We start from the raw sequence: 26,530 nt of genomic DNA, 5'->3' as shown, positions 1-26,530 counted from the left end.
TAAAAGAGACATGCTCCGCCATTAATTCGGATGCATGTCTCTTTTTATTGTTTCAGTATTATAGTTTAACTAAATGCGGAATTGATTCAAAACCGTTTTTAGTTCCGTTGCTGCACGTGCCAAATCATCACTTGATGCAGCAATCTGCTGCATCGATGCGGATTGTTCTTCCGTTGCCGCTGAAACGGTTTGCGTATGTGCTGCAGTTTCATTCATTGAATGATTGATTTCCGTCGAAGCATCTTCCACGGTATGACCATTATTCGATAATGTATCGGTTTGCAGCAAAACTTGTGATGCTTTTTCCTTAACACTTTTTATTAAATCTGATATCTCCAGAAAATGTATTTCGGCCTCATTAACATTTTTCATTCCCGCTGCTACATCGTTCGACGATTTGTCGACAGCCGAAACAGCATTACTTACATACTGTTTGATTTCTTCAATCAAGCTGATAATTTGACTAGCTGAGTTATGAGACTGTTCCGCCAGTTTCCGAACTTCATCAGCGACCACAGCAAAACCACGCCCCTGTTCACCAGCTCGCGCTGCTTCAATCGCCGCATTCAACGCCAATAAATTTGTCTGGGCAGCAATCCCTGAAATCATATTAACAATTTCACTGATTTGCGTAGTTCCTTCTGACAATTTAACAACCGTTGCACTAACATTTTTCGTACTTGTATTGATATTTTCCATCTGAATTCGAGCTGCCTGCGCTGTTTTGGTCCCTTGAATCGTACGTTCCACAGCAAGATTTGCCGAATTATTGACATCTTCTGTATTACTCTTCATCGTATTTAATTCTTTCATAAAGCCATCAAACGTAGAATGGACTTTCCCCATACTTTTTTGTCCATTCATTGTTTCTGTCGCTACTTTTACGACCGCCTCAGCAACCTGTGTTGCCGTTTGAGCTGACTGATTCGCACTCTCTTTTAGTTGTAGTGAAGACGCTGCTGTATGGCTCGCTGAATCGCTGACCTGTGTAATCAAAGTCCATAATTTTTCGCGCATTTGAAGCATCGCTGAATGTAAAACACCAACTTCATTTTTCGATTCATAATGAGAATGATCCGTTGTTTCAAGTGTAGATTTTGTTAAATCACCTTGAGCAATGGCACTTGCATATTGTGACATTTCCTTAATTGGACGTACAATACGGCTTGCAATTAAATTAACAATAAATCCGGCCAAAGCCAACCCAATCAAAAACAATGCCAAAAACCACCACATAAGTTGTCTTACTGGCGCAAATTCCTGAGCAGTCGGAGCAATGGTAAAGACACCCCATTTATCTTGTGTCGGAACAAAAGCCACAATAGATTCAACGCCATCAATCTGTGTAATCATAAAGCCTTTGTTACCTTGTTTGATTGTCTCTATCGCTTGGGATAATTGTTCATTGCCTAAGTCCTTGATGTTACTCTTCATAATAAGATCCGAATTGGGATGGCTCACAATCATACCATCAGGAGCTGCTAAGATACTATATCCAGCCTGACCAATTTTGGTTTCACTAAAGCCTTTTGTGAATTCCTCAAGAGGAATTCCGCCAACCACTGCACCAATAACTTTGTTATTGACTGATACCGGTGCTACGCCTACCACAATCGTTTTACCAGTCGTTACCGAAACAATCGGATTATCCATAAAAGTTTTACCTTCAGGAATTCTCTTTACATACGCTAAACTAGAGGCATCCACCAGTTTGCCGGCGCTAGTCGCTACATCTTTACCTGACAAATCAGGTAAAAAACTAACCGGATTCCACTGCGAATAATCATCATGCATACGTTTCAAAAAAGAAAATTGCAGCTGACGATCCGCCTGTAACTGCGAAAATTGAAACGTTCCCTGTTTCCCGAACGAATCCATAACGAGTTTTTCGCGCTGCATCCTGATATCAAAAGCATTGGCCAGTTCTTGTGTTTGAATTTGAAACCGTTCTACCAAATTTGTCTGAAGGATACTTGATGTCTTCCAGTACGAAATAGCCATTACACAAAGTAAAATTATCGCAATCGTACTAATGATTGGCACTAATAACTGCATACGCAGACTCTTCATTCAAACGCCTCCCTATTTAAACAATAGTGCCAAAAGCACTGTAATCTATTTCGATTTTTCAACACCATTCAGTTCTTTACTATAATCTTTATTTAAAACCGCCTGTTGAAAAGCATCACTATTCGGTAAAATCATTCTAAAGTCTGTAATTCGTTCAATTTTAACGATCCCCGATTTTATTCCACCACTTAAGATGTGCCCGCCACTCTTGCGGTCATCTGAAATAAAATGCAAATGATATCCGGTTACGTTAATTCCATTAATATATTGTGGACACAAAAAGCCAACGATCGTACCTTTTGTATTTTGAATATCAAACACAGACTGTGTTTTAGCTGCATCTGTTAAAGACGGATACGGTTTTGTTTTACCAGGAATACTACGTGTAGTTCCGCTAAACACACCATCAATACGGATTGCATATATATAATTTTTATCTTGAATAATTCCATCCAATGCCTTTTCCAATTCATTAAAGGTTAAAACATCCGAAATTTCTGCCGTTTTCTCAGGTTTAAAATCCATAACATCAGCAAAAGGTGTTTTGACTTGATCCGACACTAAAACAACGTTCCCTGTAGATTTTACTTGATAGAACTGCCCATCCAGTGCAATCATTTCTCCATCTAAGCCTTCAAAGGTACCAATACCAAAGTTACCATGCTGCTTTAACTCTTTCATATTCATCTGTCCATCATAGACGCCTTGCAGCACAGCATTAATTGTCGAAACTTGATATAAGGAATTTGATGTCTGCGCACTGACCACGGTGTTAAAAAATAATAACCCAATAAATAAAACAAGAACGCGATTTAATGATTTCATATAAGTTGTCATCTCCATATTTATAGTATTTCTTAAAATTGATTGATCAGTAAAAAACTATTATCACACCTCCTAAATACTCATAAAATATAAATAGAATCTCTATAGTTATTTGTTCTGTTTGTATTTATTAATTCCTTTTATATTTGTATCAAAAATAAAAATAGGATAATAGTCCTGTTCAATATGATTCATATGAAAGAATATCGCTCCGTTTATCCATCTATTAAAAGCAAGTATTGACATATCTAGAAATTTAGATATAATGAAAAGATGGAAACTATATTATTATTTAAAGCCCTATCCAATGAAAGTCGTCGTCAAATTTTAGAATTACTAAAAAAACCAACTACAAATTTCGGATCACAGGGCTGTTTGATGGATGACAGTGACTTTAGCAGAGGCATTTGTGTCGGTCGTATCCAAGAAAAAACTGGCTTGACCCAATCTGTCGTATCTAGTTATTTATTGATGATGCAAAATGCCGGACTTTTAGAATCGAAACGAATTGGACAGTGGACCTATTATCGCCGCAATGAAAAAACAATTCAAGACTTTGCTGCCTACATCAAACATAACCTATAAAAATATACTGGAAATGCTCCAGCTATATTTTTTGATCTAAATATCTATTTTTCTAGATATTTAGATTATTGTATGTATTGCAAAAGATAAAATACTAGCAAAATGCACGCAGTCTCAACGAGAGGAGGTGACTCTATGACCGCTAGTAATGAAAATATAAACACACTCAAAATAGTGACAAAATGCCGTGTAAATGAAATCGACTGGGCCACATTTAAACAATATGCTGCTGACTTAATCGCTCAAACACAGCAAGAACCCGGAAATATTTCATATACATTATATGAAGATATAAAGAATCCCTCGATACTTACCTTTATTGAAGAATGGCAAGATCAAAAAGCGCTTGATACGCATAGTTCTTCCAAACATTTTACAACAATCTTCCCAAAATTGACGTTACTTACCCAAACAGAAATAGACGTAAATATCTATAAAAAATGCTAAAAGGACGTGACTTGATGAAAAAATCTTTAGGAGCAGACACTTTTGCACTACCAACTCCCGTTTGGGTTGTCGGAACCTATGACGACCAAGGTAAACCCAATATTATGACAGCTGCCTGGGGCGGAATTTGTTGTTCCGTACCACCATGCGTAGCAGTATCTTTGCAAAAAATCCGTGCCTCTTACAATAATATTATCAACCAAAAAGCTTTTACGATTAACATTCCATCGGTGGATCAAATGACCGCTGCCGATTATGTCGGAATTGCCAGTGCAAAAAACTTTGACAAATTTGCCACGACTGGTTTTACAGCTGTTAAAAGTGACTTGGTCAATGCACCTTATATCAAAGAATTTTCCTTAGTATTAGAATGTAAGCTTGTACATACGATCGATTTAGGCTTACACACCCAGTTCATCGGTGAAATTGTCGATGCAAAAGCCGAGGAAGCAGTATTAGGCGATAATGGTCTACCCGTGTTAAGCAAAATCAATCCATTTACATTCAGCCCACCAGAACGTAAATATTATGCAATTGGACAAGATTTAGGGCAGGCTTTCTCTTTCGGGAAAAAACTGTTTGACAAATAATTCCTATAAAATAACGTTTGCGTAGATTTTGTAAATGAAAGCTACAAAAAAAACATACTTACAAGGACTATTGCACAGCAAATAAAAATTGTGCAATAGTCTCTTTTTTTATGATCCATATTATAAAATGTCAATACCGACTTTTTTGATCAATCACAATAAAGCTGCCCTGATCGTATTTACGTGTCGTAATTGAATATTCAAAGGGTTCACCATCTGTCAAGCAAACGATTTGCTCGACTCGTATCACTGGATCTGTTTCGGTGCAGCCTAAATATTCTTTGTCCTGTTCATTCGGTTTATCAGCAAAAATCTTGCGCCAAGCACCACTCATTGTCAGCTTCAATGTTTCTTTGATATACTTATAAATTGATTTTTGCAAAATTTCTGAATGAAGTCCGCTTATCAAATGCACCGGCATGCGTGTATGCTCAAGCATATAATTTTGACTATTCAATACCCGAAGGCGAATAATATTATAGACAGGCACCTCTGCTTTCAAGTTTAAAGCACTCTGAACTTTTTCATCGGGAAAAACAATTTCAAATAAAATAATCTTGCTTGTAACTGTATCGTCAGGAAAGTGATTCGTTAAACCTATGTGGTCCTGTACATAAAAATCCTGTTTGGACAGTACCATGCTTTTCGTTACAAACGTGCCAGCACCACGCCGCGTGTATAAAAAACCTCTTGAAATCAAAATATCCAGTGCTTTGGCAATTGTTGTACGACTCACTGAAAATTCCTCCGCTAACGCCACCTGTTTTGGAATCAAAGCATTTGTTGGATATTCATTATTTTCTATACGTTTTTTTATCACTTCAGCAATTTCACGATAACTCCTATTTTGTGTTTTCATTTCACAACCCACCTATACAATAAAGATGCTCCAATCCCTTAGAGCACCTATATTATATCATCTTTTATGTGATTTTATTTAAGATTACTGTCTGTTCTTTCTTTAAATCTTGTAGTTGTGCATAGACATGAATAAATTCTTTTGCCATGATTTTAATTGATTCGCACCCCATCAGCTGATCTTCCACATGAACTAAGAGCAACGATATTTTCGGTTCGCTGCCACCCGCTTCTTCTTGAATCATTTTGGTATGGACCTTATGCGCAGCTAATAAATATTCATCTCCCGTTTTAAATAAGGATTCTACCTCACTAAAATTTTGTTTTTTCACCGATTGTATTGCCTTCATGTATTCACTTTTAGCAGCTCCCACATTACTCAAAATTTCAAATAAATCTTGTTCGCTCCCTGTCATGATGCACTTCCTAACTGCTCAACAACCGTAAGCAAAACTTTCGCGCCATCCATTCGTCCATAATCTTTCATATCGATAACCTGCACTGGTATTTTTCCTTGAATAACCTCTTCAATTTCATCTTTCATATAACCGATTTGCGGTCCGAGCAAAACAAAATCAGCCTGTTCCCATTCGTCAAATAATTCAGCCTCGGGCACAGCCCATATTTCTGCTTCTATATGTTGCTGCGTTGCTGCTTCTTGCATTTTTTTCACTAATAAACTCGTACTCATCCCCGCATTACAAGCTAATAAAATTCGAATCATAACCATCATCCTTTCTTTATACTCTTATCTAAAAACGCATTATTTTCCGATCTCTTTTCCTTCCATTTCAACTTTCACGATTCGTTCACTCATTTTTAAAAATGGCAGATAAAAAAGAGCCGTCCCGCTGATTAGCAGAATTTGCAAGACAACAGCCCGCCAGTCACCACCCGTTGCCAAAAAAGCTGATAAGATCGGTGGTGTTGTCCAGGGAATTAAAACCACGCAAGGACTGATAAAGCCCCAGGCTGTGGCAAAGTAAGCAATGATCAAACAAATGGCTGGTGATAAAACGAATGGAATAATCAACGAAATATTAAAGACAATCGGGATACCAAAAATAACTGGCTCATTAATATTAAACAAACCCGGCGCCAGTGCCAATTTACCAATATCACGATATACTTTATATTTACTAAACAGAAAGATCGCAATTAATAAACCAATCGTGTTGCCTGTCCCGCCCGTCAAACCATACACACTTTGAAATGAATAATTAATGATGTTTGGTATGGGTGCTCCTTGGGAATAGGCAATCATATTTTCACTGATATTCGATAACAAAATAGGATCAAGCAGCGGTCCATTAATTACAGCTTGATGGATTCCCATGGTAAAGAAAAAATTACCAAAACTATAAATCAGAATATAACCTGGCAAACTTGTATTGATTGTTTTTAAAGGTTCTTGGATTAAAGTACTGATCAAGGTAATGCAATTTGTATCCAAAAATGCCTGCAAAATAAATGATACAAAACTGAAGCTCCCAATTACGATAAATGCCGGTATCATAATATTAAATGACTGCCCTACCGCCGGTGGTACCCCTTGTCCAATATTGATTTGCAATCTTTTATTTTTTGAAAGCTTCAAAAATAACTCGGTCGCAAAAAGTCCCACAAAAATTCCGGCAAACATCCCCATTGTACCAATCTTAGAAAAAAGAATCACATTGGATATCATTAAAGTATCTTTTGTCCCTGGTACAACCACGCTATCCAGCGCTGGCAGTAAAACAATCAAGCAAGAAACAGCCACAATAATCGGTGCGATGAGATTTTTCACGCGACGATTACTGGATAGATGATACGCTAACGCCACCGCAACTAAAACAGCTGATATATTGAGCGTCCCATTCGTAATCAAATTGCCCCACAACCGCCATTTTTCGATCGTACTCGCTAAAAAGATACTTGCTAAAAACCCATCTGGTGTAAAAAACACATTATTGAGTAATGTCGCCAACCCCGCCAAAATATAAAGCGGCATAATCGTAGCAAAAGAATCCCGTAGACTTCGCAAATGAATCTGCGCACCTATTTTTTGGGCAAAAACACTAAACCGTTCAAGAAATCCGTCTTTCATGAATATCCCCTCCACGCCTTATCGTTTGACTCCAAGTTATTCTAAATCCAATCCATTTGATGTCGTCACTTTTTTCATCCAAGCAAAACTCTGTTTGCGGATGCGGCTTAAATCTTTCAAATCATGTTCATCCCGATTTACATAAACAAAGCCATATCTTTTTTTCATTTCGCCTTGTGAACTCAAAATATCGATGGGTGCCCAGGTGAGATAACCTAGAACATCCACCCCATCGGTCTCCATCGCTTGCTGCATGGCTTGAATATGACTGCGGTGATAATCGACCCGGTACGAGTCATTAATTGGCTGTGCTCCATCCCATACCTCATCCCAACCAATACCATTTTCGATCGGAAATAAAGGCAAATTATATTGTTGGTATGTTTTATCCAAAATCAGGCGAAAGCCCAATGGATCAATTTCCCAGTTCCATGCATTCGCTAGCAAATAAGAATTGGCCACATGCGCTTGTTCAACCTGTCTAAAAAAGGGTTTACTTGTATCAACTGCGGCAAAGCTCATACATTTGCTTGCATAATAACTAAAGGATAAAAAATCACTTTTGCTTTTGGCTAAAACAGCCAAATCGGCCTCAGCCATTTCAGGCTTGCAGTTTTCTGCCGAAAAATAAGCCAGCATATTTTTTGTATATTTCCCATTTGCAAATACTTCCCAATACAATTGATTAAATCGTTCATCTGCCTGATGCGCAAAAAAAACATCTTCTGGTTTACAAGTAGCCGGATAAAAAAGCTGATAGGCGATCATACCGCCCACTTTACACGCTGGTGCCGTAGCATGAATATAATTGACCACCTTCGCATGTGCCAAAAAAGTATGATATTGGATCTGATATAAATTTCGTTCGGTTTCTTTACATTGACATCCACTGATCTTAAATGCATGTTCCATGCCAAAAATATTTTGCTCATTAAATGTCAACCAATATTTCACTTTATCTTTATAACGGTCCACAATAACTTTCGCATATTCAGCAAAATAATCCGCGACCTCCCTCGATAAAAAACCATTGTACTCTTCAGCCAGCTTCAACGGCATGTCAAAATGGTACAGACAAATCATCGGTTCAATCCCGCGTGCCAATAAATCATCAATGAATCGATCATAAAAAGCCAAACCTTGTTCATTGATAGTTCCTTTACCCTCGGGAAAAACTCGCGACCATGAAATCGAAAATCGGTAACAATTAAATCCCAGTTCGGCCAAAAGAGCATTGTCTTCTTCATAACGATGATATGTATCAATCGCTACCTTCCAATCCGATACCCCTGCCGCTTCTGTTCTTATATCATAAACCGATTTTCCTTTTCCATCTTCATCCCAAGCTCCTTCTGTCTGCATTGCCGAAACAGAGCCACCCCATAAAAAATCTTTTTTAAAAACTCCCATTCGAATCAACCTCCTGTAAATTTTTAAATATACGAAATTTTCTTTCTTTTCCATATCTATATTGTAATCACATTTAGCAAGTTTGTAAACACAAATAATATGATATGAAATATTCTCCAACTAAAATAAGAGGTATAAAAGAAAACAGATTTCCTGTCATCTCTTATACCTCTTATCCATATGACCAAATTATTGTTCCAAATAATAATGTTTCAATGGTTTTAAATCATCATCAAATTCGTAAACCAGCGGAACGCCCGTTGGAATATTAAGTTTCACGATTTCTTCATCAGAAACCTGATCGATATATTTAACCAAGGCTCGCAAGCTATTGCCATGCGCTGCAATGATAATTTTCTTATCTGCTTTAAGCTGTGGTAAAATCGTTTCCTGCCAGAAAGGTACAACCCTCGCCACCGTTTCTCTGAGATTTTCGGTTGTTGGCAACAACGCTGGTGCGAGAGCTTTATATTTGGGATCATTTGCCTGCACTTTTGCCGCTTCATCTGTTAAGTTAGGTGGTTCTACATCATAGCTGCGGCGCCAAATCTGTACCTGTGCATCTCCGTATTTTTCAGCTGTCTCAGCTTTATTAAGCCCTTGAAGTCCCCCATAATGACGTTCATTAAGAACCCATGTTTTATATTCAGGTATCCACAATAAATCCATTGTTTCCAAAACATTATGTAGCGTTTTAATTGCTCTTTTCAAAAAAGATGTATATGCTATATCAAACGAAAAATTATTTTTCTGTAAGATTGTTCCAGCCTGTTTGGCTTCAGCGATACCTTTATCACTCAAGTCAACATCTGTCCAGCCTGTAAATAAATTCTTCATATTCCAAATACTTTCGCCATGTCTGATAAAAACTATTTTTTTCATCATAATGCCTTCTCTCTCTTCGTTGCTTTACCATTATTATAAACCCTAAATAATGGATAGTAAATATTAATTAATAAAAGATTATTCATATTCAAATTTTGTGATATAATATCTTCAAAGCTTCAATAAAATCAATAGAGGAAAGGTTTGTGATAGAAATGCCTTATATAAATATTAAAATAACAAAAGACGGTGCTACGCCAGAACAAAAAGCGTTATTGATCAAAGGTGCTACGCAGCTGCTTGTTGATGTACTCGGTAAAAACCCAAAAACAGCAGTCGTCGTAATCGATGAAGTAGAAACCGACAATTGGGGTATCGGTGGTCAAACCGTTACGTCTTTACGCAAAAACAAATAAATCAAACCTAAAAACAGCTATCTCTTACGAGACAGCTGTTTTTAAATTCGCTGTTACTGCGAAGTCATTCGTTCTTCAATTTTACCAAATTTCCAAATACTATACGAAATCAGCCAGGTAAGGACGAATAAACCAACCAATATATAGCCCAATGTGCCAAAGTCCAATTTTTGCAGCCAACTCCAGAAACCATTTGTCAAGCCTAACCGCGGCGTAATGACCTGCGCCAATTCAATAAGCCCAATAAAGAGTGCCGCAATGACTGACAAACTCGTAATGGTTAAATTATAATATAACTTGCGGAGCGGTGTGCGAAATGCCCATTTATAAGCCGTTGTCATAAATATACCATCACTTGTATCCAATAGACTCATACCTGCTGTAAACAAAAGCGGCAACGCCATGATACCCAACAAGCTAATTCCACTGTTGGCCGCTCCTGCCGATATTGCAAGCAACGCAACTTCACTAGCCGTATCAAAACCAAACCCAAACAAAAAACCAATTGGATATACATGCCAACTTTTATTAACAAATTTAAACAATGGTTTCAAAAAACGTGACATAAACCCTCTATTCTGCAGAGAATCTTCTAATTGTTCTTCATTATAGGAATCCTGACGCATATCTTTGAAAATTTTAAAAATATCAAGCAAAACAACCAAATTTAGTAAACCAATTAAAATCAGAAACACACCAGATACGCTTGTACTGATAAGGCTCCCAACATCTTTAAACTCAGGCACTACCGTAGTTGCCCACTGAGCCGCAAAAGCTGTTCCCAGTGCCATCAAAATGACAACGGTAGAATGTCCTAGTGAAAAATAAAATCCAACCCCCATCGGGTTTTTCTCTTGTTGCAGCAATTTTCGTACCGTATTATCAATTGCGGCAATATGATCTGCATCAAATGCATGCCGCAGTCCCAGCGTATAGGCTAAAAAGCCAAGACCTAAAATTGCTCCACTTTCCGTATTGGCAGATAATAAACAACCAAGTGCTATGCTATGCAGCAATAACACTGCAATACCATAACCTACCCAGTTTGATTTTTTGATTTCTACTTGATCCATAAAAGACCATCCCCTTGACATATATTCTACAAAAAAAGTCCTTGCATCAACTTATACAAGAACTACTAAATAAACAAAACCTTTATTTTTATTTAAAAATCAACCTTGCATTCGTCGCATTATAGTATAAACGTATGAAAATTCATTACATATCTTCTCTTTAAATATGTTGTTTTTCTTTAACTTAACAATAAGCAATATTATGCTCTTTGTCAAGATAATATTAGTTTGTAAATAATTAATATTAATAAGATGCTATTATTTACATATTCTGAAATCTGCTATATATAACGCATTAAATAAATTCCTGGCACAGTCTATCAGTCTGCCAGGAATGGGGTATAGGGCATCGTTTGCTTCCTACGTAACGCCACTCAACCCTATACCCCATTCTTGACGATTGCTATATAAAATGTTTAATGCGTTCTATATAGCATACTCTCCTAAAAAAAAAATTACCCACATTATAAAAACATGAGTAATTTTTATCTATTTAAGATTTGATTACGAATGAACTATCCTCTGAATTATTTATAATATTTCACTTTATCGATGTCATTAAACAATTCAAGTTTAGCATAAATAACCTCTTTCATTGCTTCAATACAAGGTGGATAGATTGCATTCGGTTCACGAATATCTGGATCTTGCAAGACTTCACGGCATTTTTTATAAAATGCATCTTTGATATCACTTGATATATTAATTTTAGATATTCCCAATCGAACCGCTTCAGCAATTTCACTGTCTGTATTAGAAGAACCACCATGTAATACAAGTGGAATATCCACAATCCCTCTGATTTCTTTCAATAAGTCAAGTTTTAACTTTGGTTTCATATTTTTTGGATAAATTCCATGTGATGTGCCGATAGCAATCGCCAACGTATCCACGCCGGTTCTTTCCACAAATTCTTTTACGGTATCAGGCTGTGTATAAATAATTTGTTCTGTTCCTGCTTCACCACCACCATTACCTGTTGTTCCTATCGTTCCCAGTTCTGCTTCAACGGAAACATTCACCGGATGTGCAGCTTCAATAACTTTTTTAGTAATGGCAATATTTTCTTCAAAAGATAGTAACGAAGCATCAATCATTACGGAAGTAAAACCGCAGTGAATCGCTCTCATTACCTGAGCAAACGTGCCGCCGTGATCCAAATGAATGACACCAGGTATATTGCTGTTCATGATTTCTTCCCGTACTGTCGCTATATAACTATCTTCCAAAAAAGATAATTCATCAGGATGAATTGCAATGATCACTGGTGATTTTTTTTCTCTACAGCCTTCCATAACACCTTTTAAAATCATACTACTGCTCGTATTAAATGCAGGTACAGCAAACTTGTTTTTTTGTGCCACTACGAGTAAATCTTTCATATTCATTAACATATTTTTTATCCCCTTTAATTTTGATTACTTGAGCCTGATAACTGAATATAATGTCTTACTATTTCCATACTTGCCTGTTCAACATGATCAACCAAATCGTAATAATTTATGTCTGGATTTTGTTGCAGTTTATCTTTTAATGCATGAATATTCGCATTCATAAAATCACAACCGACATTTATCTTATTAATACCATACTTGACTGCCTGGATAATATTTTTTTCACCTGAACCTGACCCGCCATGAAGCACCAGTGGCATTTGCGTTAAATTCTTTATATTTTTCAATCGATCAAAATCAAATTCAGGGACCATGTTTTCTGGATAATTTCCATGGGAAGAGCCAATTGAAATTGCTAGGGCATCAATCCCTGTTTTTTCGACAAATTGAGCTGCCTCAAAAGGGTCTGTATACATAGAATCTTTCGTAAATTCAGCTCCTTCCGTACCACCGATACAGCCAATTTCGCCTTCTACACTGACACCTTTCGGATGAGCGTACTCCACGATTTCTTTTGTCATCGCAATATTTCCCGCTAGACCAAATCTTGAAGCATCCACCATAACCGATGAAAAACCATCGTCAATTGCTTTTTTCAAAAACAAAACATCTTGCCCGTGATCAAAATTCAAGGCAACCTGAATGTCGGTTCGATTTGCTAATACCTTAACAATCGGAGTAATGAGCTGGCTATCACAATGATACAGCAAATGATCTTGAAAAAGATTAATAATAATTGGTGCCTGTTCTTTTTCAGCGGCTCGAATTACGCTTCTTGCCGTCTCCAGGTTAAAACAATTAATTGCCATAACTGCATAGTTTCCGGCGTTAGCTCGTTTTAACATATCTAGCATTGAAACATACATAAAACACACGCCTTTCTCTATTTATTTGATATTGATACCAGATAAATCAACATCTTCCTCTTCATCGTCTTCCCCATTATTTTGTTTTTCAACGGCATCTTTTTTTAATGCAACCAGTAATAATGCTGTAACAATACTACCAACACCTAAAGAAATCAAAAATCCAATCGGATTTTGCATTGCTGGAACAATAAACAAACCACCCGACGGCACCGGAGATGCTACATCTAATAACATAATTAAACTACCGCCGACCGCTGCTCCAAAAGAACAGGAAAACACTACCCGAAGCGGATCAACGGCAGCAATCGGAATAACGCCTTCCGTGATCATACAAATCCCCATTGGAAAAGCAATTTTTATATTATCAGCTTCACTTTTGCTGTATCTGGATTTTCGAATAATCCATGATAACGCCACCCCAAATGGAGGAACCATCGATGCACAAATTTTAATAGCTTCTGGTCCATAAACTCCATTGATTAAAAGACCATCCGCAAACAAAGAAGCAACTTTATTGACAGGCCCGCCGAAATCAAAAGCTGCCATCGCTCCCATCACTGCACCAAACACTGCTTTTGAACCGCCTTGCATATTAATTAACATGTCAGTTAAGGCAAAAGATGCAACCGCAATCGGTCTGCCAATAACAAAAAACATAATAAAAGCTACAATAATAGAGGATAATAAAGGAATAATCATCATTGGCATTAGCCCCTGTGCCCAAATTGGCACTTTAATATTTCCCTTTAAAAATTTAACACACCAACCGGACATATAGCCGCCTAGCATCCCACCAAAGAATCCCGCCCCCATAGCATTGGCGATCATCCCCATTAAGAGCCCTGGGGCAATTCCCGGTCGGTCAGCAATTGAATAAGCAATTGCCGCTGACATAACCGCTGGAATCAAGCCCATTCCATATACACCTAACGTAACCGCGGCTTCCCATAAAGTATAAGAGCTCTTGTAATCTGAAATCAATGCCGGATTCCCGCCAGCTATATTGCCAATAGCAATCAACAAACCCGATGCAACCACCAATGGAATCATATACGAAATTCCTGTCATAGCATGCCTTTTTAGTTCCAGTTCTTTTAACATAAGGGCACTTCCTTTCAATCGTAAAAATTCAAATTCCCAGTTCTGCCTGAATTTTATTCAATAAGGCTTTTGGAGATTTAATAGCAATATGGGTAGGTATATCGACAATTTTTTTCCCTGCAAAACGATCTCTACCACCAACTTTTATATCAGCTGCGATAATGACGACATCCGCTGCTGCAATATCTTGCGGTAAAAGTTCATTTTCCGTTCCGATTGTCCCTTGCGTTTCAATATGAATCGTATGGTTCAATGCTTGACCAGCCTTCATCAGTTTTTCTTTCGCAATATACGTATGAGCAATTCCCGATGTACAAGCTGCAATTCCTACAATATTCATTTTCATCCCTCCACATCTTAATTATCTTGACTAAAAATAGAAATAACGTCTTCGGCTTTTTTACTAGTAAGCAATTGTTCAACAATCTCTTCATCTGCTAATTTACCAGCAATCTCACCCAGTAACCGCACATGTACCGTTGTACTATCGACATCGCGTACCGCAAATAAAATAATGAATTGTACTGGTTCATCATCCAATGATTCCCAGAAAATAGGTTTCTTAGTTCTGCCAATCGCTAATGATGTCTGCACTACCGTCTTTGATTTCCCGTGTGGAATAGCAATGCCACCCCCTATACCAGTTTTCCCTTCAGCTTCCCGCAAATAAACGTCTTTGATGAACACCTCCTTTGATACGATTGATCCCGATTTTACCAGCATATCTATCAAAATATTAAGTGCTTCTTCCTTATTGTTTGCATCTACTGCCAAATTAATTCTATTTTTATCAATTACAGTTGATAAATCCATTTTTAGTATCCCCCTAATTTTCAATTCCACTTATTAAAAGCTGGTACAAATCCTTAAGCATAGATTCGGGAAATTCTGCATTTTCTTTTAATAAAACAATGATTTTTATTTTATTTTTACCATGATCTTGGCCGACAACCTGTCCACTCAACATCTCATTTGTTAATCCTTCTTTTTCGTATATAAATACGTCCAGCCACGAATTGATATTGATACGGTCAATGCCTTTTGCCTGTAAAATCTCACGATAAATCCCTGTCTTTTCACTTTCATTTTCCCTCAAAAAATCCCCCAATACGTTTGTCTTTTTTTCTTCATTTACAAAAGATGCGCGAACTCTTTTTTCATCTGCTTTATTAAATAAAGCACTCACGTAGGCAACTGGTTTACTTAGTGAAATATGCAGCTTAACCGTTGATATAATTAAGTCAACAGCCGATAAATCTACCATATTCTCCAAATATTTAGCAGAAACAACATCAACAATATGCCATTCGGGAAAATGATTTTTCACTCGTTTTTCTAGTAAATGTGATGTCCCTACGCCTGTGGAACAAACAATCATAACGCATTTTTTACTGATGACCTCTTCAATCGCAGCTTGAAAGTACACAGCAAGATAACTGATTTCGTCCTCACTAATATGTGCTAATTGATATTTTAGCCTTATTTTAAAAATAATTAATTTTAATAAAATCATTAATTCAGGAAATTCATCTTTAATTTCAATGAGCAATGGATTTTTAATAGAAATTTTATAATCAATGCGATTCATCATAGGTCTTAAATGAAGGATTAAATCATTATATAAGGAAGGACTAAAGGTAAATTTAATGGGGAAGACTTCCGAACTTAAACGAATCATTTCCGTTGCCATACTATGCAAAAATTCATCCATTGTATTATCTTCTTTTAGCAGTTCCGCCTGAACAGCAACACCACCAGAAGACATCAAATAGCGGTAAATGTAAAAAGTTTCTTCCTTGTTGATCTGAATTGAAAATTTTTCTTCCAATTGATTCGCTATTTTTTCTGACACTGCATAAAACGAGGGATCACAATCTCTATTTTCTTGTTTCAATTCTGCATAAATAGTCTTCCCATTTTTAGTTCTATGAATAAGAATTAGCAAATGCGTCACAAGATTGATATAATAAGGTTCTGTAATTTTATAGTTTAAAAATCGTTCTGCCTCTTCAATTAACTCTTTTACTTGTGAAACATGATCGTGTCCAAAATGGTCTTCCAGTTCCAATAAAGTTTCTCGGTCAATTCTGTAATTATTTTCATAAAGTGTTCCGTTTTTTGAACTTACAAGTGTATTTAACATATCAACCATCGCCTTGCGAATATCCAACTCAGAACCGACTAATTGTGTTCCTTGTGTATCTTTTTTAAGATGTAAATTATACTCCATTAATTTTTCTTCAATCACTTTTAGGTCATTAACAATAGAAGTTTTACTGACAAAATATTTATTTGATAAAGATTGAATTGATAATTTATCTTTTGTTCCTTCCAGTAATTCAAAAAGTATTTTCATACGCCTATGTTCTATAGATAAACCATACAGAATATTATTTTTGTGCAAAAATCTTTCTGCCTGATTTCTACTTGATGATGAGAGCCTTACACCACGTCCAGCGATTTTTTCCAAATTTACGCCACATTCTTCTAACATTATCAAATCATTTCTCACAGTCTTAGTCGAACAATCTAAGACAGCGGCAAATTTTTTAACAGGTTCAAAATCTTCTATATCCAACAAATGCTTCAAAAGTTGTTTTTGCCGTTGTTGTAAATCTTTCATTTGAATTTCCTCCCGTTTCTATTTACAAATTCATCATAACACCCTTACGTTAGCCCCAAAAGACCAAAACTTTACCACAATACTAACCCCCTTTTAGTATACTAAATTTACCACAACCATTTATTTATTTTTAGAATACTGAATTTTCAAAAAATTATATATATATTCCTTGATCATACCTGCTCGCAAAGCATCTGTCTACTTTATGAGAGCCAATTCATTTTGCCACATAAAAAATCGGGAACATCTATCTGCTCCCGATTTTTCCTCATAAAAATCTTATTAAATTTTCAACCAGCCTTATCCAAAAATTCCACTTGTCGTCAGACTTACAACAATAAACTACCATATTTCAAACTACTTTTACTGGTTTTGGTAAGAAGAAAGCAAATATAGCGGCGAAGATTGCCACAACTGACAAAAGTTCCATCGTTGCACTCAAGCCATATGTATCGGCAAATCGACCAATCAAGGGAACAATGACACCGCCGACACTAAAAGAAAGACCTAATGTAACGCCCGATGCAAAGCCAATGCTGCGTGCCAAATAACTTTGTCCTAAAACTACAATGGAACTAAACGGCGCAAACATCGCAAACCCAATTGGAATCATCAACAAGTATGCCATAACCGGATTCGTTGTCTGCGAAAGCAGTGCTACCATTGGCACTAAAAGTACATAACTGAACTGTACCACTTTTAAATAGCCAAGCTTATCCGCAAGCAATCCACCGATAAAGGTAGTCACAATCCCGAGGGTAAATAATAAAGTTAGTGCCGAACCTGCTGCCGCAGTCGAAAGCCCCATTACCTGTACCCAGTATAGAGGAATAAAACTGCGCAGACCGCAAATTACAATAGAACTGAAAATTATCAGCATAGTTAGACGGGAAAAAGATGACCAGTCATTCTTTGCACCAACTTTTTTCACTTTAGATTCTATATTAGTTGCTGCCGATAAAGAAGATTTTTCAACAATCGCTGCTTTTATTTTTGGAACAATCATCAATAAAACCAATGACATGATCAATGCCAAAAAGCAAAATATCGCCGTTCCCTTCATCCCGAACGCGGTAATAGTCGCTACAGCAATCATCGGTCCAACAGCAAATCCACTATTACCTCCGACCGAAAAAATGCTCAAGGCTGTCCCTTTTTTTGTACCGGAAATCTTATGGATCATCCGCGCTGCTTCTGGGTGAAAGATCGCACTACCGATCCCACTGAGTGTAACAACGGCAAAAATGGCCCAATAATTTTCAAAAAGTCCAGCCAGCCCCATTGCCGCACCCGACACAAAAACCCCAAATGGCATAAACCATATTTTCGAAGTCCGATCCGCCAAATAGCCAAAAGCTGGCTGTACAACGGAAGACAAAAAACATGCCGCAAACATCAAACCTGCAGCCGATTGATAATCCATACCATATTGTAAAATAAAAAATGGTAAAATAGCTGGCAGCGCGCCCATGCCAATATCACAAAAAAAATGTCCTAGCGCTAAGACATATACATATTTTCGATTCAAGTCCTTAACCCCCTATACCCTCTTCAAGCTTCCTCACGTAAACTCTGTTCTTGCTGTTGATTAATATCTTCTAAAAATCGTAAAATCACGATCTGCTCGGCTTCACTATAGTTAGACAAAAGTTTTAGTTTCCTTAATTTCGCCTGTTCATGGCATACTTTATGTTCAGCATAAATCAATTTACCGCTCGTAGTCAGGCAAAAATAAACTTCTTTATTATTCTCCGGTTTTTGATAACTCTCAATTAGCTGCTTATTTAGTAATTTTTTACTTATTTTGCTTATAGCACCTCTTGTCATACTCATTGCACTGGCTACTTTTGTTACATTGGCATATTCCATCGAACCAATTTTATCAATACAATGTACTTCAGCCAAATTAAGTCCTGCAAAAATCTCTTCGCGATGATGTTTAAAGATATCCGCCCGTTCTTGTATTCTAGTAAAAGAATGGATAATGTTTATTGCATTACTCATATCGCACCGCCTTTGTTTACATGGAAACAATATTAGAATATCATATTTTTGTTTCCACGTAAACAAAAATATGATATAACTAAAAAAATCACTCTTTTTTCAATAAGAGTGATTTTTAAATACCAAGTTTTATAACGTCTGTCTACTGACAGGCAAATTTAATTTGGAAAAAGTATATACTTTTTTACAACTTCATACAAATTATTGGCTCGCAAAACATTGGCTGCAAGTAATTTTTCTTCTTGTTTTCCATGTCCCGTACGAACAAAAAAAGGTTGAACGCCTGCGGCAAATCCTGCTCCAATATCACTATTATGATCTCCCACCATATAGGAATGTTTCATATCTATATTCCATTCTCGTCCTGCCTTCAGCAGTAATCCTGGTGCTGGTTTTCGACAATCGCAAACTTTTTTATAAGAACCAATCCCCTGTTCGGCATGATGCGGACAATAATAAAAAGCGTCAATATGCGCATCCGATTTCGCTAGTTCCTCATTCATCCATTGGTGCAAATGATCCACCTGTGCTTCGGTAAAACAACCTCTTGCAATACCAGATTGATTGGAAATGACAAACACTTTATAACCAGCCTGATTAAGCAAACGAATCGCTTCAACTGAGCCTTGCTCAAACTCAAACTCTTCCGGCAAATAAAAATACCCTTTGTCCAGATTAATCGTGCCATCCCGATCAAGAAATACTGCTGCCTGTTTCTTACCTGAAAAATCCATTCATAAACCTCCAGAATTATAATACTTTTATTTGTTTAATAGTCTTTTGCTATCATTTTGCAAAACCATTTTCCATTGAACTATTTTTATTTAAACCTTTATCTATAATTCTTCCCGCAGAAGAATAAAAAACCTGCATTACTCAGTAAAGTAATACAAGGTTTTTCGTTATTTCAACTATATTTATAATACATAACTTCAGCATAAATAAACATATATATGCTAAAAACAATATATTTATTCTTTGATATACGAGCAGCAATAATCTGCTATATCCTGGACGACTAACTTAAATTTTGAATGTGCTTGCACTTCAAATGTTTGCCCTGCTTCAATGCTAATCCAATCTTCACGGTTTGGCAATAAAACCTCCATAGTTCCCACTAAAATTTCCATACGTTCCTTATCCGCCGTGGCAAATTCATATTCACCAGGCATCATGATCCCCAAAGTCTTCTTTTCTCCATTATCAAAAAGAACCGTACGACTTGTTACTTTTCCATCAAAATATACATTGGCTTTTTTTACGATAGAAACATTCTCGAATATATCCACTCAAAATCCCTCTTTCTCTTATTTAATATTTTAATTAGACAAAGCTCCGGTGTACCAATATTACTATACCAATTTCATAATTCTTAAGCAAAAAAAAGCCTACCACACCCTTTATTTTATATTTTAGCAACCATAACACCTAATACATGATTAAGCGGAACCGCTCCGATCATACGACTATCCATACTGTTATTCCGATTATCACCCATAACAAATATTGAATCAGCTGGCACTGTGATTTTCTGATCCACCATCACACGCATAGTTTCCAAAATATAAGATTCATCGAGTTTTGTACCATTTCGATACACCTGACTGTCTTTAAATTCAAGAACATCCCCCGGTTTACCAATAACCCGTTTAACAAAAACATATTGCTGCTGATTAACCAAGTTCGTTATCGGCTCAGACAAATCGTCTTTTAAGCTTCGTTCCCGCGAAACTCGGCTATCGATTGTAACAATATCCCCATAATCCGGCATTTTCTTAATGCTATGCGAAAACTTGGATATAATTAAATGCTGATGATCATGTAAGGTCGGATCCATCGAATGCCCCTCAACCACCATATGCTGTACAAGAAAGATATTGATGAATAACGCAATCGCTAGAGAAAGCGCTAAACTGCAAATCCAATCTTGAATATTATCGATTAATTTCATAAAATTTTCTCCTTCCAGCTAGACAGAATATTCACCAACTATTGAATAGGTTCATTCACACAACTCAGTTCACTATTTTAGTTTATATCCCCCAAATCAGAAGGTCAATCTATTTGTATTGTTTTTCCATCACATTCTAGAAAATAAACCAAAAAATCAAGTTCTATGTATTTTGAGAAAGCCTGCACACACGCCCATAACCATTGCTGTAAATAGCGAAAACAGCAATGATACCGACAAGATTGATAGTAAATAAACATTATAATTTGCCGCTTCCAACACATAATATAATGTATCAATACCCAAAAAAGCCGCAATAAAATTGCCGACTACCACACAAAAAAAAGTCACACTCAAACCCGCCATTGCATTTTTAATATCTATCTTACTTAAAGCAATATGGGAAGATATGCAGATTGCCAGCACTAAAAACACACAATATTTTAAAGAGCCAAAACTTGGACTATTCCACAATCCATAATATACACTCGACATAGAATGTCCCGACCAAATTAAAAGATCTGTTACGGTATGGACAACAGGCACGGATGCTGCCATTTGCCGCAGTGCAGAAAAAGTATATGGTTCAAGCCAATACATAAAGAATAAAATTGCGGCACTGCCGCTAAATATAGGACCTAAACTGATAAAAAAATTTCCCATGTTTTGATACAAGTTATGTTTATCAAAACTATGCTGGACATAACCTAACGTTTCATTTTGCGGATTCAAATCAAAAAACTTGATAGCGATAATTTTATGACCAAACAAAAGGCACATCAAAGCATGCCCTGTTTCATGTATGGGTGTTCCAATACATGACGTCAATAAAATACCCGTTTTCCCAAACGCTTTATAGGCCCATTGAGCAGCTATCGTTTCCAACCAGCCCAGCAAAAAACCTACGATAATGATAATTCCAAAAAGATAAACCAATTCCATTACACTTAAAATAATGATACTTACTAGCGTTTCCATCATATGCTCCATTCTCCAATGTTATTATTGCTATAGCAGTCTGTCTTTATTTGATCAAATTTTGTAATTTGCTTCTCTACATGAAAAAAGCCTTCTATGCAATTTATTGTATCATAGAAAGCTCTTCAGCAATTGTTTAATAGATTTATATTTATAAAAATAGAACCCCCCTGAATTTTACCAAAGTGTGGTGTTCTTACTTTTTCCAGTTGCAACCATTAAATTGGTATATTTATTTTTAAAAGAAATTTACGGTCCTTTTTTACTTTAGGTGAATAAACAATAACGCCCTGTTTTTCGGAATTTTTGTAAAAAGATTTAATACTAGTCAAGCTCCACATGTCTTTTAATCCATAAATCTTAAAAACCATCGGCAAATTCATCCCGCAAATCACACCTACCGATTTCGTTCGTTCTAACTTGTTTATCAAAACAACAATTTCATTAAAAGCAGTACTTCCATATGCATCACACAAAACCAAGATATCCTCCATACAATTTTTCTTCATATAGGCTTCTATCTCCGCAATATATTCTTTTTTATCGGAATCGCGCAAAATAATATAATCAATATCCGGTTTATAATAAAAATGTTCCATCGCCATATACAAGCCCTGAGCTAAATTTCCATTTGATACAAGTAGTAATTTCATAAATTTCCACTCCTCACCCTATTGATATAAGCAACACTAAATGTTTCTCCCGTAAAATTATTTTAACATTTTTTGTTACTTTATTTCTATAAAATCAATTATAGCTAGCAACACAATAACAAGTCAACACTATTTTATGTAAAAATGTTATTTTTAATGATTTTTTCTGTTTTTTTGTTACAATAAATAGGATAAAGTAGTTAAAATAACAAAATATTAACATTTTAAATTGACAAAAGTAGTGAAAAACCTTATATTATAAGTACTAAATAGAAAATGGAGAAATTATATGAAAACAAATACCCGCCGCAAAGAAATTTTAGAATGTTTGAAAACAAACGGTTCCGTCAATATACTCGAACTAGCTGCATTATATAATGTTTCTTCCATGACAATTCGTCGAGATTTAAAATTTTTTTCTGATCAGGGCAGTGTAACATTAATCCATGGCGGTGCTACTTTCAATCGAGGCTCTATATTTATACATAATTTGTCTTTTAAAGAAGAACACTTACAAAAAGAAAAAAATCGAATCGCCAATTTTTGTGTGAATTTAATTAGTGAGGGCTCTGCCGTTTTTATCGACTGCGGCTCTACAACAAAAGAACTTGCCGAAGCACTATCACAAAAGAAAAACATTGTTGTCATGACAAATTCTTTGCCTGTTATTAATATACTAAGTACCGTAAAAGACATCAAACTGATTACAGTCCCTGGGATTTTCAAAGAAAAAACGCAGGGATTTGCTGGGCAAATGACCAGCCGATTTATGCGCGAATTTAAAATTGATGTATTATTCCTCGGTTCGGCAGCATTTGATATCAGTCGCGGCGCAACAAATCCAGATATTGATGATACGGAAACAAAACGGATTCTGGTGAAACAGGCTACGAGAGTCGTTCTGGTCGTTGACCATACAAAACTAGGCGAAAGTTCTTTTATGACAATAGCCGCACCTCGCGAAATCGATACAATTGTAACCGATAAAGATGCCGACCCAGAGATGATTGAAAAAATCAAAAAACTGGGCATTGAAGTTTTTCTTGTTTAATTATCATAAAAAAAGATGAATTCCAGCGCCAATGGAATTCATCTTTTTTATATAAATTGATTGAAAATCACCTTGAATATTTTGTTTTTCAAATAAATTCCTGACTATATTTTTCAAGCAAAGAGGGATCGAGTTTTTGCTCACATAATGGAATAGCCGTAGATAAAACTTTATTTTTATCATAAAAAGTCTGTTTTTGTTCCTGATAAATAATGCCCGTAGGAATTTTGTCGCCAAATTCCAAGGCTTTTTGAATGGCCGCCATTTTATCATGTGGATCATAACTTTCATCTAAATGATAAACCCGCTTTTTGTAATAAGCAAATGTATTGATTTTATTAAAGGTAACACACGGCTGTAATATATCTACTAAAGCATACCCTTTATACAAAATCGCTTTTTTCATAAGCTCAACAAGTTGTACCGGATCACCACTAAAAGACCTGGCCACAAATCCAGCCCCAGCTGCAATTGCCATCATCAGTGGATTAAACGGTGTATTCATGCTGCCTTCTGTCTGTACCCCAGTCACGAAACCTTCTGATGATGTTGGCGAAGCTTGCCCCTTCGTTAAGCCATAAACTTGATTGTCATGAACGAAATGTGAAATATCAACATTTCTTCTGATATTGTGAATAAAATGGTTCCCGCCTTCACCATAGGAATCACCTTCACCGGTATTCACCACAATCGTCAGATTGTGATTGGCAATTTTTGCTGCAATAGCTGCTGGCAAGGATCTGCCATGGAGACCTGAAAAACTATTGGTTTTAAGATACTGTGGTGTTTTGGCTGCCTGCCCGATTCCAGCCATCAAAAGAACTTCATGCGGATCTTTATTTAACTCTTCCAGTGCTTGTTTTAAACATTTAATAATACCAAAATTCCCACACCCTGGGCACCAAGCGGTTTCATACATGCAAAATTCCTTAGAAGTGTCACTCATTTTGCTACCTCCTTCAACACTGCGGCAATGATTTCTTCACCTGATATTTGCCGACCATCGTATTTCAGTATACTGGCAGTACATGTAATACTGGTTGTTTCGCGGATAAGTCTCGCCAACTGTCCTGTTGCATTTTGTTCAACATTAACAATGTTTTTTGCCGCTTTCACTTTTGCCGTCAAAAGTTTCGTCGGCAATGGATATACATCACCAAACAGTAAAGCTGCAAATTTTTTCCCTGACGTATTATTTAAGTATTGAATCGCTTCTTTAATTGGACCATACGTTGATCCCCACCCAATTAATAGAGTATCATACGTATCGGAACCAATAAATTCTGGTTCTTGTATTTCCATGGCAAGTTTTTTCAATTTCAAAAATCTTTTATCCACTTGTTTTATCCGCATTTCCGCACATTCGATAATCTTGCCAGCTTCATCATGTTCGTCACTATCTGCTGCGACAAAACCACGCTTCGTCCCGGGAATTAGACGTGGCGAAATGCCATCTTCCGTAAGTTTATACCGCAGATACTCACCTTCAAATATCGGTTCAGGTGCCTGATAAACTTTTATTTTAGCAAAATCAAACGGCTCTACGACCGCTGATGAATCCGCCAAATATTGATCACTCAACAGCATCACCGGAATCTGATATTTTTCGGCCATGTTAAAAGCACGCATCGTTTGATAAAAAGCATCTTCATGATTCTTAACAGCAATGACCATCCGGGGGAATTCTCCCTGCGATGCCGAAATCATGAAGTTTAAATCACTTTGTTCGGTCCGAGTCGGTAACCCCGTCGCTGGTCCCGGTCGTTGGATGTTGGCAACCACAATTGGTATTTCGGCAATGCCTGATAAACCAAGCGCTTCAACCATTAGAGAAAACCCACCGCCAGATGTTCCAGTCATCGCTTTTGCTCCCGCAAAGGAAGCACCAATTGCCATATTAATGGCCGCAATTTCATCTTCAGCCTGTTCGACCACGATTCCAGCTTCGGTCATTTTCCCAGCTAAATATTCCATAATTGAAGTGGACGGCGACATTGGATAAGCTGAATAAAATTTCAATCCAGCTGCAATAGCCCCTAGAGAAATCGCCTGATTCCCTGTCAAAAGCATCCACTTTGCATAAGCACCATCTTTATGTTCATGATGTTTTTTAACACTGTCAAAGCCTTGTTTGACTGCTTGAAGATTTTGGTCTAAATATTCTGATTTCACAGCATGTTTATAGACTGTTTCAATATGTTCCAAGGTTTCACCAAAACTTTTTAGAATTGCACCAATAGCAATACTGCCAACTACTTTTGGATTTCCGATTGTTTTTGCCATTTCATTCATGGCAATTTTAGTAATATTTTTACCTTCTGCGGCAAAGGATGCATCACAAAGAATAAAACCGCCCGGTTTAAGTTGCTTTTTATGCACTTCAATTGTTTCTTCATTAAATGCTACAATCCCATCCAGCTTATAACTATGTGAATCGATTTTTTCAGGGCCAAAACGAATCAATGTGAAATTATGTCCACCCCGTACACGTGACATTACATCTTTCATGGAAAATATCTGATAACCCGCCTGTTTCAATAGCTTTTCTAAAATTGTTCCTGTTGTATCTACACCTTGTCCAGCTGCTCCACCAAGCAAAATATTATACATGATATCCCACCTTTATAATATTTCTATATTTCTTAATACAATTTCTAGAAATGAATAACATTTCCTGCTTAATTTTTATTATTTAAAAACTAAATAAAATAACCGCCC

General features: G+C 36.6%; 29 protein-coding genes. 5 read left to right on the top strand and 24 right to left on the bottom strand.

What is annotated here, in order from left to right; genetic code table 11:
• Positions 1–69: 69 nt before the first annotated feature.
• Both F606_RS0102070 and budA read right to left on the bottom strand, forming a co-directional pair.
• Positions 70–2,070, bottom strand: a complete 2,001-nt coding sequence (locus tag F606_RS0102070; protein ID WP_019552200.1) for a methyl-accepting chemotaxis protein — start codon at positions 2,068–2,070, stop codon at positions 70–72.
• A 45-nt stretch (positions 2,071–2,115) separates the two neighbouring features.
• The gene (gene budA / locus F606_RS0102065) at positions 2,116–2,895 is read right to left on the bottom strand and encodes an acetolactate decarboxylase (protein WP_019552199.1); all 780 of its coding nucleotides are present in this window, start codon (positions 2,893–2,895) and stop codon (positions 2,116–2,118) included.
• Between the two features lie 273 nt (positions 2,896–3,168).
• Here budA and F606_RS0102060 point away from each other — a divergent pair, with 273 nt between their 5' ends.
• The 3 genes from F606_RS0102060 (at position 3,169) to F606_RS0102050 (ending at position 4,517) form a co-directional block, all read left to right on the top strand.
• Positions 3,169–3,480: an ArsR/SmtB family transcription factor gene (locus F606_RS0102060; protein WP_019552198.1), complete on the top strand. Its 312-nt coding sequence runs from the start codon at positions 3,169–3,171 to the stop codon at positions 3,478–3,480.
• Positions 3,481–3,615: 135 nt separating this feature from the next.
• The gene (locus F606_RS0102055; RefSeq protein ID WP_019552197.1) at positions 3,616–3,927 is read left to right on the top strand and encodes a putative quinol monooxygenase; all 312 of its coding nucleotides are present in this window, start codon (positions 3,616–3,618) and stop codon (positions 3,925–3,927) included.
• 14 nt (positions 3,928–3,941) lie between these two features.
• Positions 3,942–4,517 (top strand): flavin reductase family protein, encoded by a 576-nt coding sequence (locus F606_RS0102050; RefSeq protein WP_019552196.1) that lies wholly within the window; start codon positions 3,942–3,944, stop codon positions 4,515–4,517.
• Between the two features lie 130 nt (positions 4,518–4,647).
• On the opposite strand, the gene F606_RS0102045 is transcribed toward F606_RS0102050, so the two are convergent.
• The 6 genes from F606_RS0102045 to gpmA form a co-directional block, all read right to left on the bottom strand.
• Positions 4,648–5,376: a GntR family transcriptional regulator gene (locus tag F606_RS0102045; RefSeq protein WP_019552195.1), complete on the bottom strand. Its 729-nt coding sequence runs from the start codon at positions 5,374–5,376 to the stop codon at positions 4,648–4,650.
• A gap of 64 nt (positions 5,377–5,440) precedes the next feature.
• The gene (locus tag F606_RS0102040; RefSeq protein ID WP_019552194.1) at positions 5,441–5,791 is read right to left on the bottom strand and encodes a PTS sugar transporter subunit IIA; all 351 of its coding nucleotides are present in this window, start codon (positions 5,789–5,791) and stop codon (positions 5,441–5,443) included.
• Positions 5,788–6,099: a PTS sugar transporter subunit IIB gene (locus F606_RS0102035; RefSeq protein ID WP_026329197.1), complete on the bottom strand. Its 312-nt coding sequence runs from the start codon at positions 6,097–6,099 to the stop codon at positions 5,788–5,790. The genes F606_RS0102040 and F606_RS0102035 overlap by 4 nt, the downstream gene beginning before the upstream one ends.
• Positions 6,100–6,138: 39 nt before the next feature.
• The gene (locus tag F606_RS0102030; RefSeq protein WP_019552192.1) at positions 6,139–7,464 is read right to left on the bottom strand and encodes a PTS sugar transporter subunit IIC; all 1,326 of its coding nucleotides are present in this window, start codon (positions 7,462–7,464) and stop codon (positions 6,139–6,141) included.
• A gap of 36 nt (positions 7,465–7,500) precedes the next feature.
• Positions 7,501–8,874, bottom strand: coding sequence for a glycoside hydrolase family 1 protein (locus F606_RS0102025; protein WP_019552191.1), 1,374 nt, complete (start codon positions 8,872–8,874; stop codon positions 7,501–7,503).
• Positions 8,875–9,063: 189 nt separating this feature from the next.
• Positions 9,064–9,759, bottom strand: coding sequence for a 2,3-diphosphoglycerate-dependent phosphoglycerate mutase (gpmA, locus tag F606_RS0102020; protein WP_322786206.1), 696 nt, complete (start codon positions 9,757–9,759; stop codon positions 9,064–9,066).
• A gap of 155 nt (positions 9,760–9,914) precedes the next feature.
• Here gpmA and F606_RS0102015 point away from each other — a divergent pair, with 155 nt between their 5' ends.
• Positions 9,915–10,115, top strand: coding sequence for a tautomerase family protein (locus tag F606_RS0102015; protein ID WP_026329196.1), 201 nt, complete (start codon positions 9,915–9,917; stop codon positions 10,113–10,115).
• A 53-nt stretch (positions 10,116–10,168) separates the two neighbouring features.
• Here the strand turns inward: F606_RS0102015 and F606_RS0102010 are convergent, their stop codons facing one another.
• The 14 genes from F606_RS0102010 to F606_RS0101945 all read right to left on the bottom strand — a co-directional run bounded on the left by F606_RS0102010 (position 10,169) and on the right by F606_RS0101945 (position 22,761).
• The gene (locus F606_RS0102010) at positions 10,169–11,188 is read right to left on the bottom strand and encodes a HoxN/HupN/NixA family nickel/cobalt transporter (RefSeq protein ID WP_019552188.1); all 1,020 of its coding nucleotides are present in this window, start codon (positions 11,186–11,188) and stop codon (positions 10,169–10,171) included.
• Positions 11,189–11,715: 527 nt separating this feature from the next.
• Positions 11,716–12,582: a ketose-bisphosphate aldolase gene (locus F606_RS0102005; RefSeq protein ID WP_019552187.1), complete on the bottom strand. Its 867-nt coding sequence runs from the start codon at positions 12,580–12,582 to the stop codon at positions 11,716–11,718.
• 14 nt (positions 12,583–12,596) lie between these two features.
• Positions 12,597–13,436 (bottom strand): class II fructose-bisphosphate aldolase, encoded by an 840-nt coding sequence (locus tag F606_RS0102000; protein ID WP_245542071.1) that lies wholly within the window; start codon positions 13,434–13,436, stop codon positions 12,597–12,599.
• A 33-nt stretch (positions 13,437–13,469) separates the two neighbouring features.
• The gene (locus F606_RS0101995; RefSeq protein WP_019552185.1) at positions 13,470–14,552 is read right to left on the bottom strand and encodes a PTS fructose transporter subunit IIC; all 1,083 of its coding nucleotides are present in this window, start codon (positions 14,550–14,552) and stop codon (positions 13,470–13,472) included.
• 28 nt (positions 14,553–14,580) lie between these two features.
• The gene (locus F606_RS0101990; RefSeq protein ID WP_019552184.1) at positions 14,581–14,892 is read right to left on the bottom strand and encodes a PTS fructose transporter subunit IIB; all 312 of its coding nucleotides are present in this window, start codon (positions 14,890–14,892) and stop codon (positions 14,581–14,583) included.
• A gap of 17 nt (positions 14,893–14,909) precedes the next feature.
• Positions 14,910–15,365: a PTS sugar transporter subunit IIA gene (locus F606_RS0101985; protein ID WP_019552183.1), complete on the bottom strand. Its 456-nt coding sequence runs from the start codon at positions 15,363–15,365 to the stop codon at positions 14,910–14,912.
• 13 nt (positions 15,366–15,378) lie between these two features.
• Positions 15,379–17,175, bottom strand: a complete 1,797-nt coding sequence (locus tag F606_RS0101980) for a BglG family transcription antiterminator (protein WP_019552182.1) — start codon at positions 17,173–17,175, stop codon at positions 15,379–15,381.
• A gap of 352 nt (positions 17,176–17,527) precedes the next feature.
• A complete protein-coding gene (locus F606_RS0101975) occupies positions 17,528–18,703 on the bottom strand; it encodes an MFS transporter (protein WP_019552181.1) in 1,176 nt (391 codons plus the stop codon).
• Between the two features lie 23 nt (positions 18,704–18,726).
• Positions 18,727–19,179, bottom strand: a complete 453-nt coding sequence (locus F606_RS0101970) for a MarR family transcriptional regulator (RefSeq protein ID WP_019552180.1) — start codon at positions 19,177–19,179, stop codon at positions 18,727–18,729.
• A gap of 158 nt (positions 19,180–19,337) precedes the next feature.
• Entirely contained in the window at positions 19,338–19,913 is a 576-nt protein-coding gene (gene gmhB / locus F606_RS0101965) for a D-glycero-beta-D-manno-heptose 1,7-bisphosphate 7-phosphatase (RefSeq protein ID WP_019552179.1), read from the bottom strand.
• Between the two features lie 237 nt (positions 19,914–20,150).
• Positions 20,151–20,468 (bottom strand): pyrimidine/purine nucleoside phosphorylase, encoded by a 318-nt coding sequence (ppnP, locus tag F606_RS0101960; protein WP_019552178.1) that lies wholly within the window; start codon positions 20,466–20,468, stop codon positions 20,151–20,153.
• A 116-nt stretch (positions 20,469–20,584) separates the two neighbouring features.
• Positions 20,585–21,130 (bottom strand): signal peptidase I, encoded by a 546-nt coding sequence (lepB, locus tag F606_RS0101955; protein WP_019552177.1) that lies wholly within the window; start codon positions 21,128–21,130, stop codon positions 20,585–20,587.
• Positions 21,131–21,286: 156 nt separating this feature from the next.
• A complete protein-coding gene (locus F606_RS0101950) occupies positions 21,287–22,111 on the bottom strand; it encodes a hypothetical protein (RefSeq protein WP_019552176.1) in 825 nt (274 codons plus the stop codon).
• Between the two features lie 215 nt (positions 22,112–22,326).
• Positions 22,327–22,761, bottom strand: a complete 435-nt coding sequence (locus F606_RS0101945) for a PTS sugar transporter subunit IIA (RefSeq protein WP_019552175.1) — start codon at positions 22,759–22,761, stop codon at positions 22,327–22,329.
• Positions 22,762–23,050: 289 nt separating this feature from the next.
• Here F606_RS0101945 and F606_RS0101940 point away from each other — a divergent pair, with 289 nt between their 5' ends.
• On the top strand, positions 23,051–23,812 hold the full coding sequence (locus F606_RS0101940) for a DeoR/GlpR family DNA-binding transcription regulator (protein WP_019552174.1): 762 nt from the start codon (positions 23,051–23,053) through the stop codon (positions 23,810–23,812).
• Positions 23,813–23,900: 88 nt separating this feature from the next.
• Here the strand turns inward: F606_RS0101940 and F606_RS0101935 are convergent, their stop codons facing one another.
• Both F606_RS0101935 and F606_RS0101930 read right to left on the bottom strand, forming a co-directional pair.
• The gene (locus tag F606_RS0101935) at positions 23,901–24,758 is read right to left on the bottom strand and encodes a 2-oxoacid:ferredoxin oxidoreductase subunit beta (RefSeq protein ID WP_019552173.1); all 858 of its coding nucleotides are present in this window, start codon (positions 24,756–24,758) and stop codon (positions 23,901–23,903) included.
• Positions 24,755–26,422, bottom strand: coding sequence for a 2-oxoacid:acceptor oxidoreductase subunit alpha (locus F606_RS0101930; RefSeq protein WP_019552172.1), 1,668 nt, complete (start codon positions 26,420–26,422; stop codon positions 24,755–24,757). Before F606_RS0101930 ends, F606_RS0101935 begins: the two co-directional genes overlap by 4 nt.
• Between the last annotated feature and the right edge of the window lie 108 nt (positions 26,423–26,530).

Origin of the sequence: Propionispira raffinosivorans DSM 20765 (assembly GCF_000381065.1) — a bacterium.
Taxonomy (GTDB): domain Bacteria; phylum Bacillota; class Negativicutes; order Selenomonadales; family Selenomonadaceae; genus Propionispira; species Propionispira raffinosivorans.
Note: the sequence above shows the minus strand (reverse complement) of the source record. Positions and strands in the feature narration are given on the sequence as shown.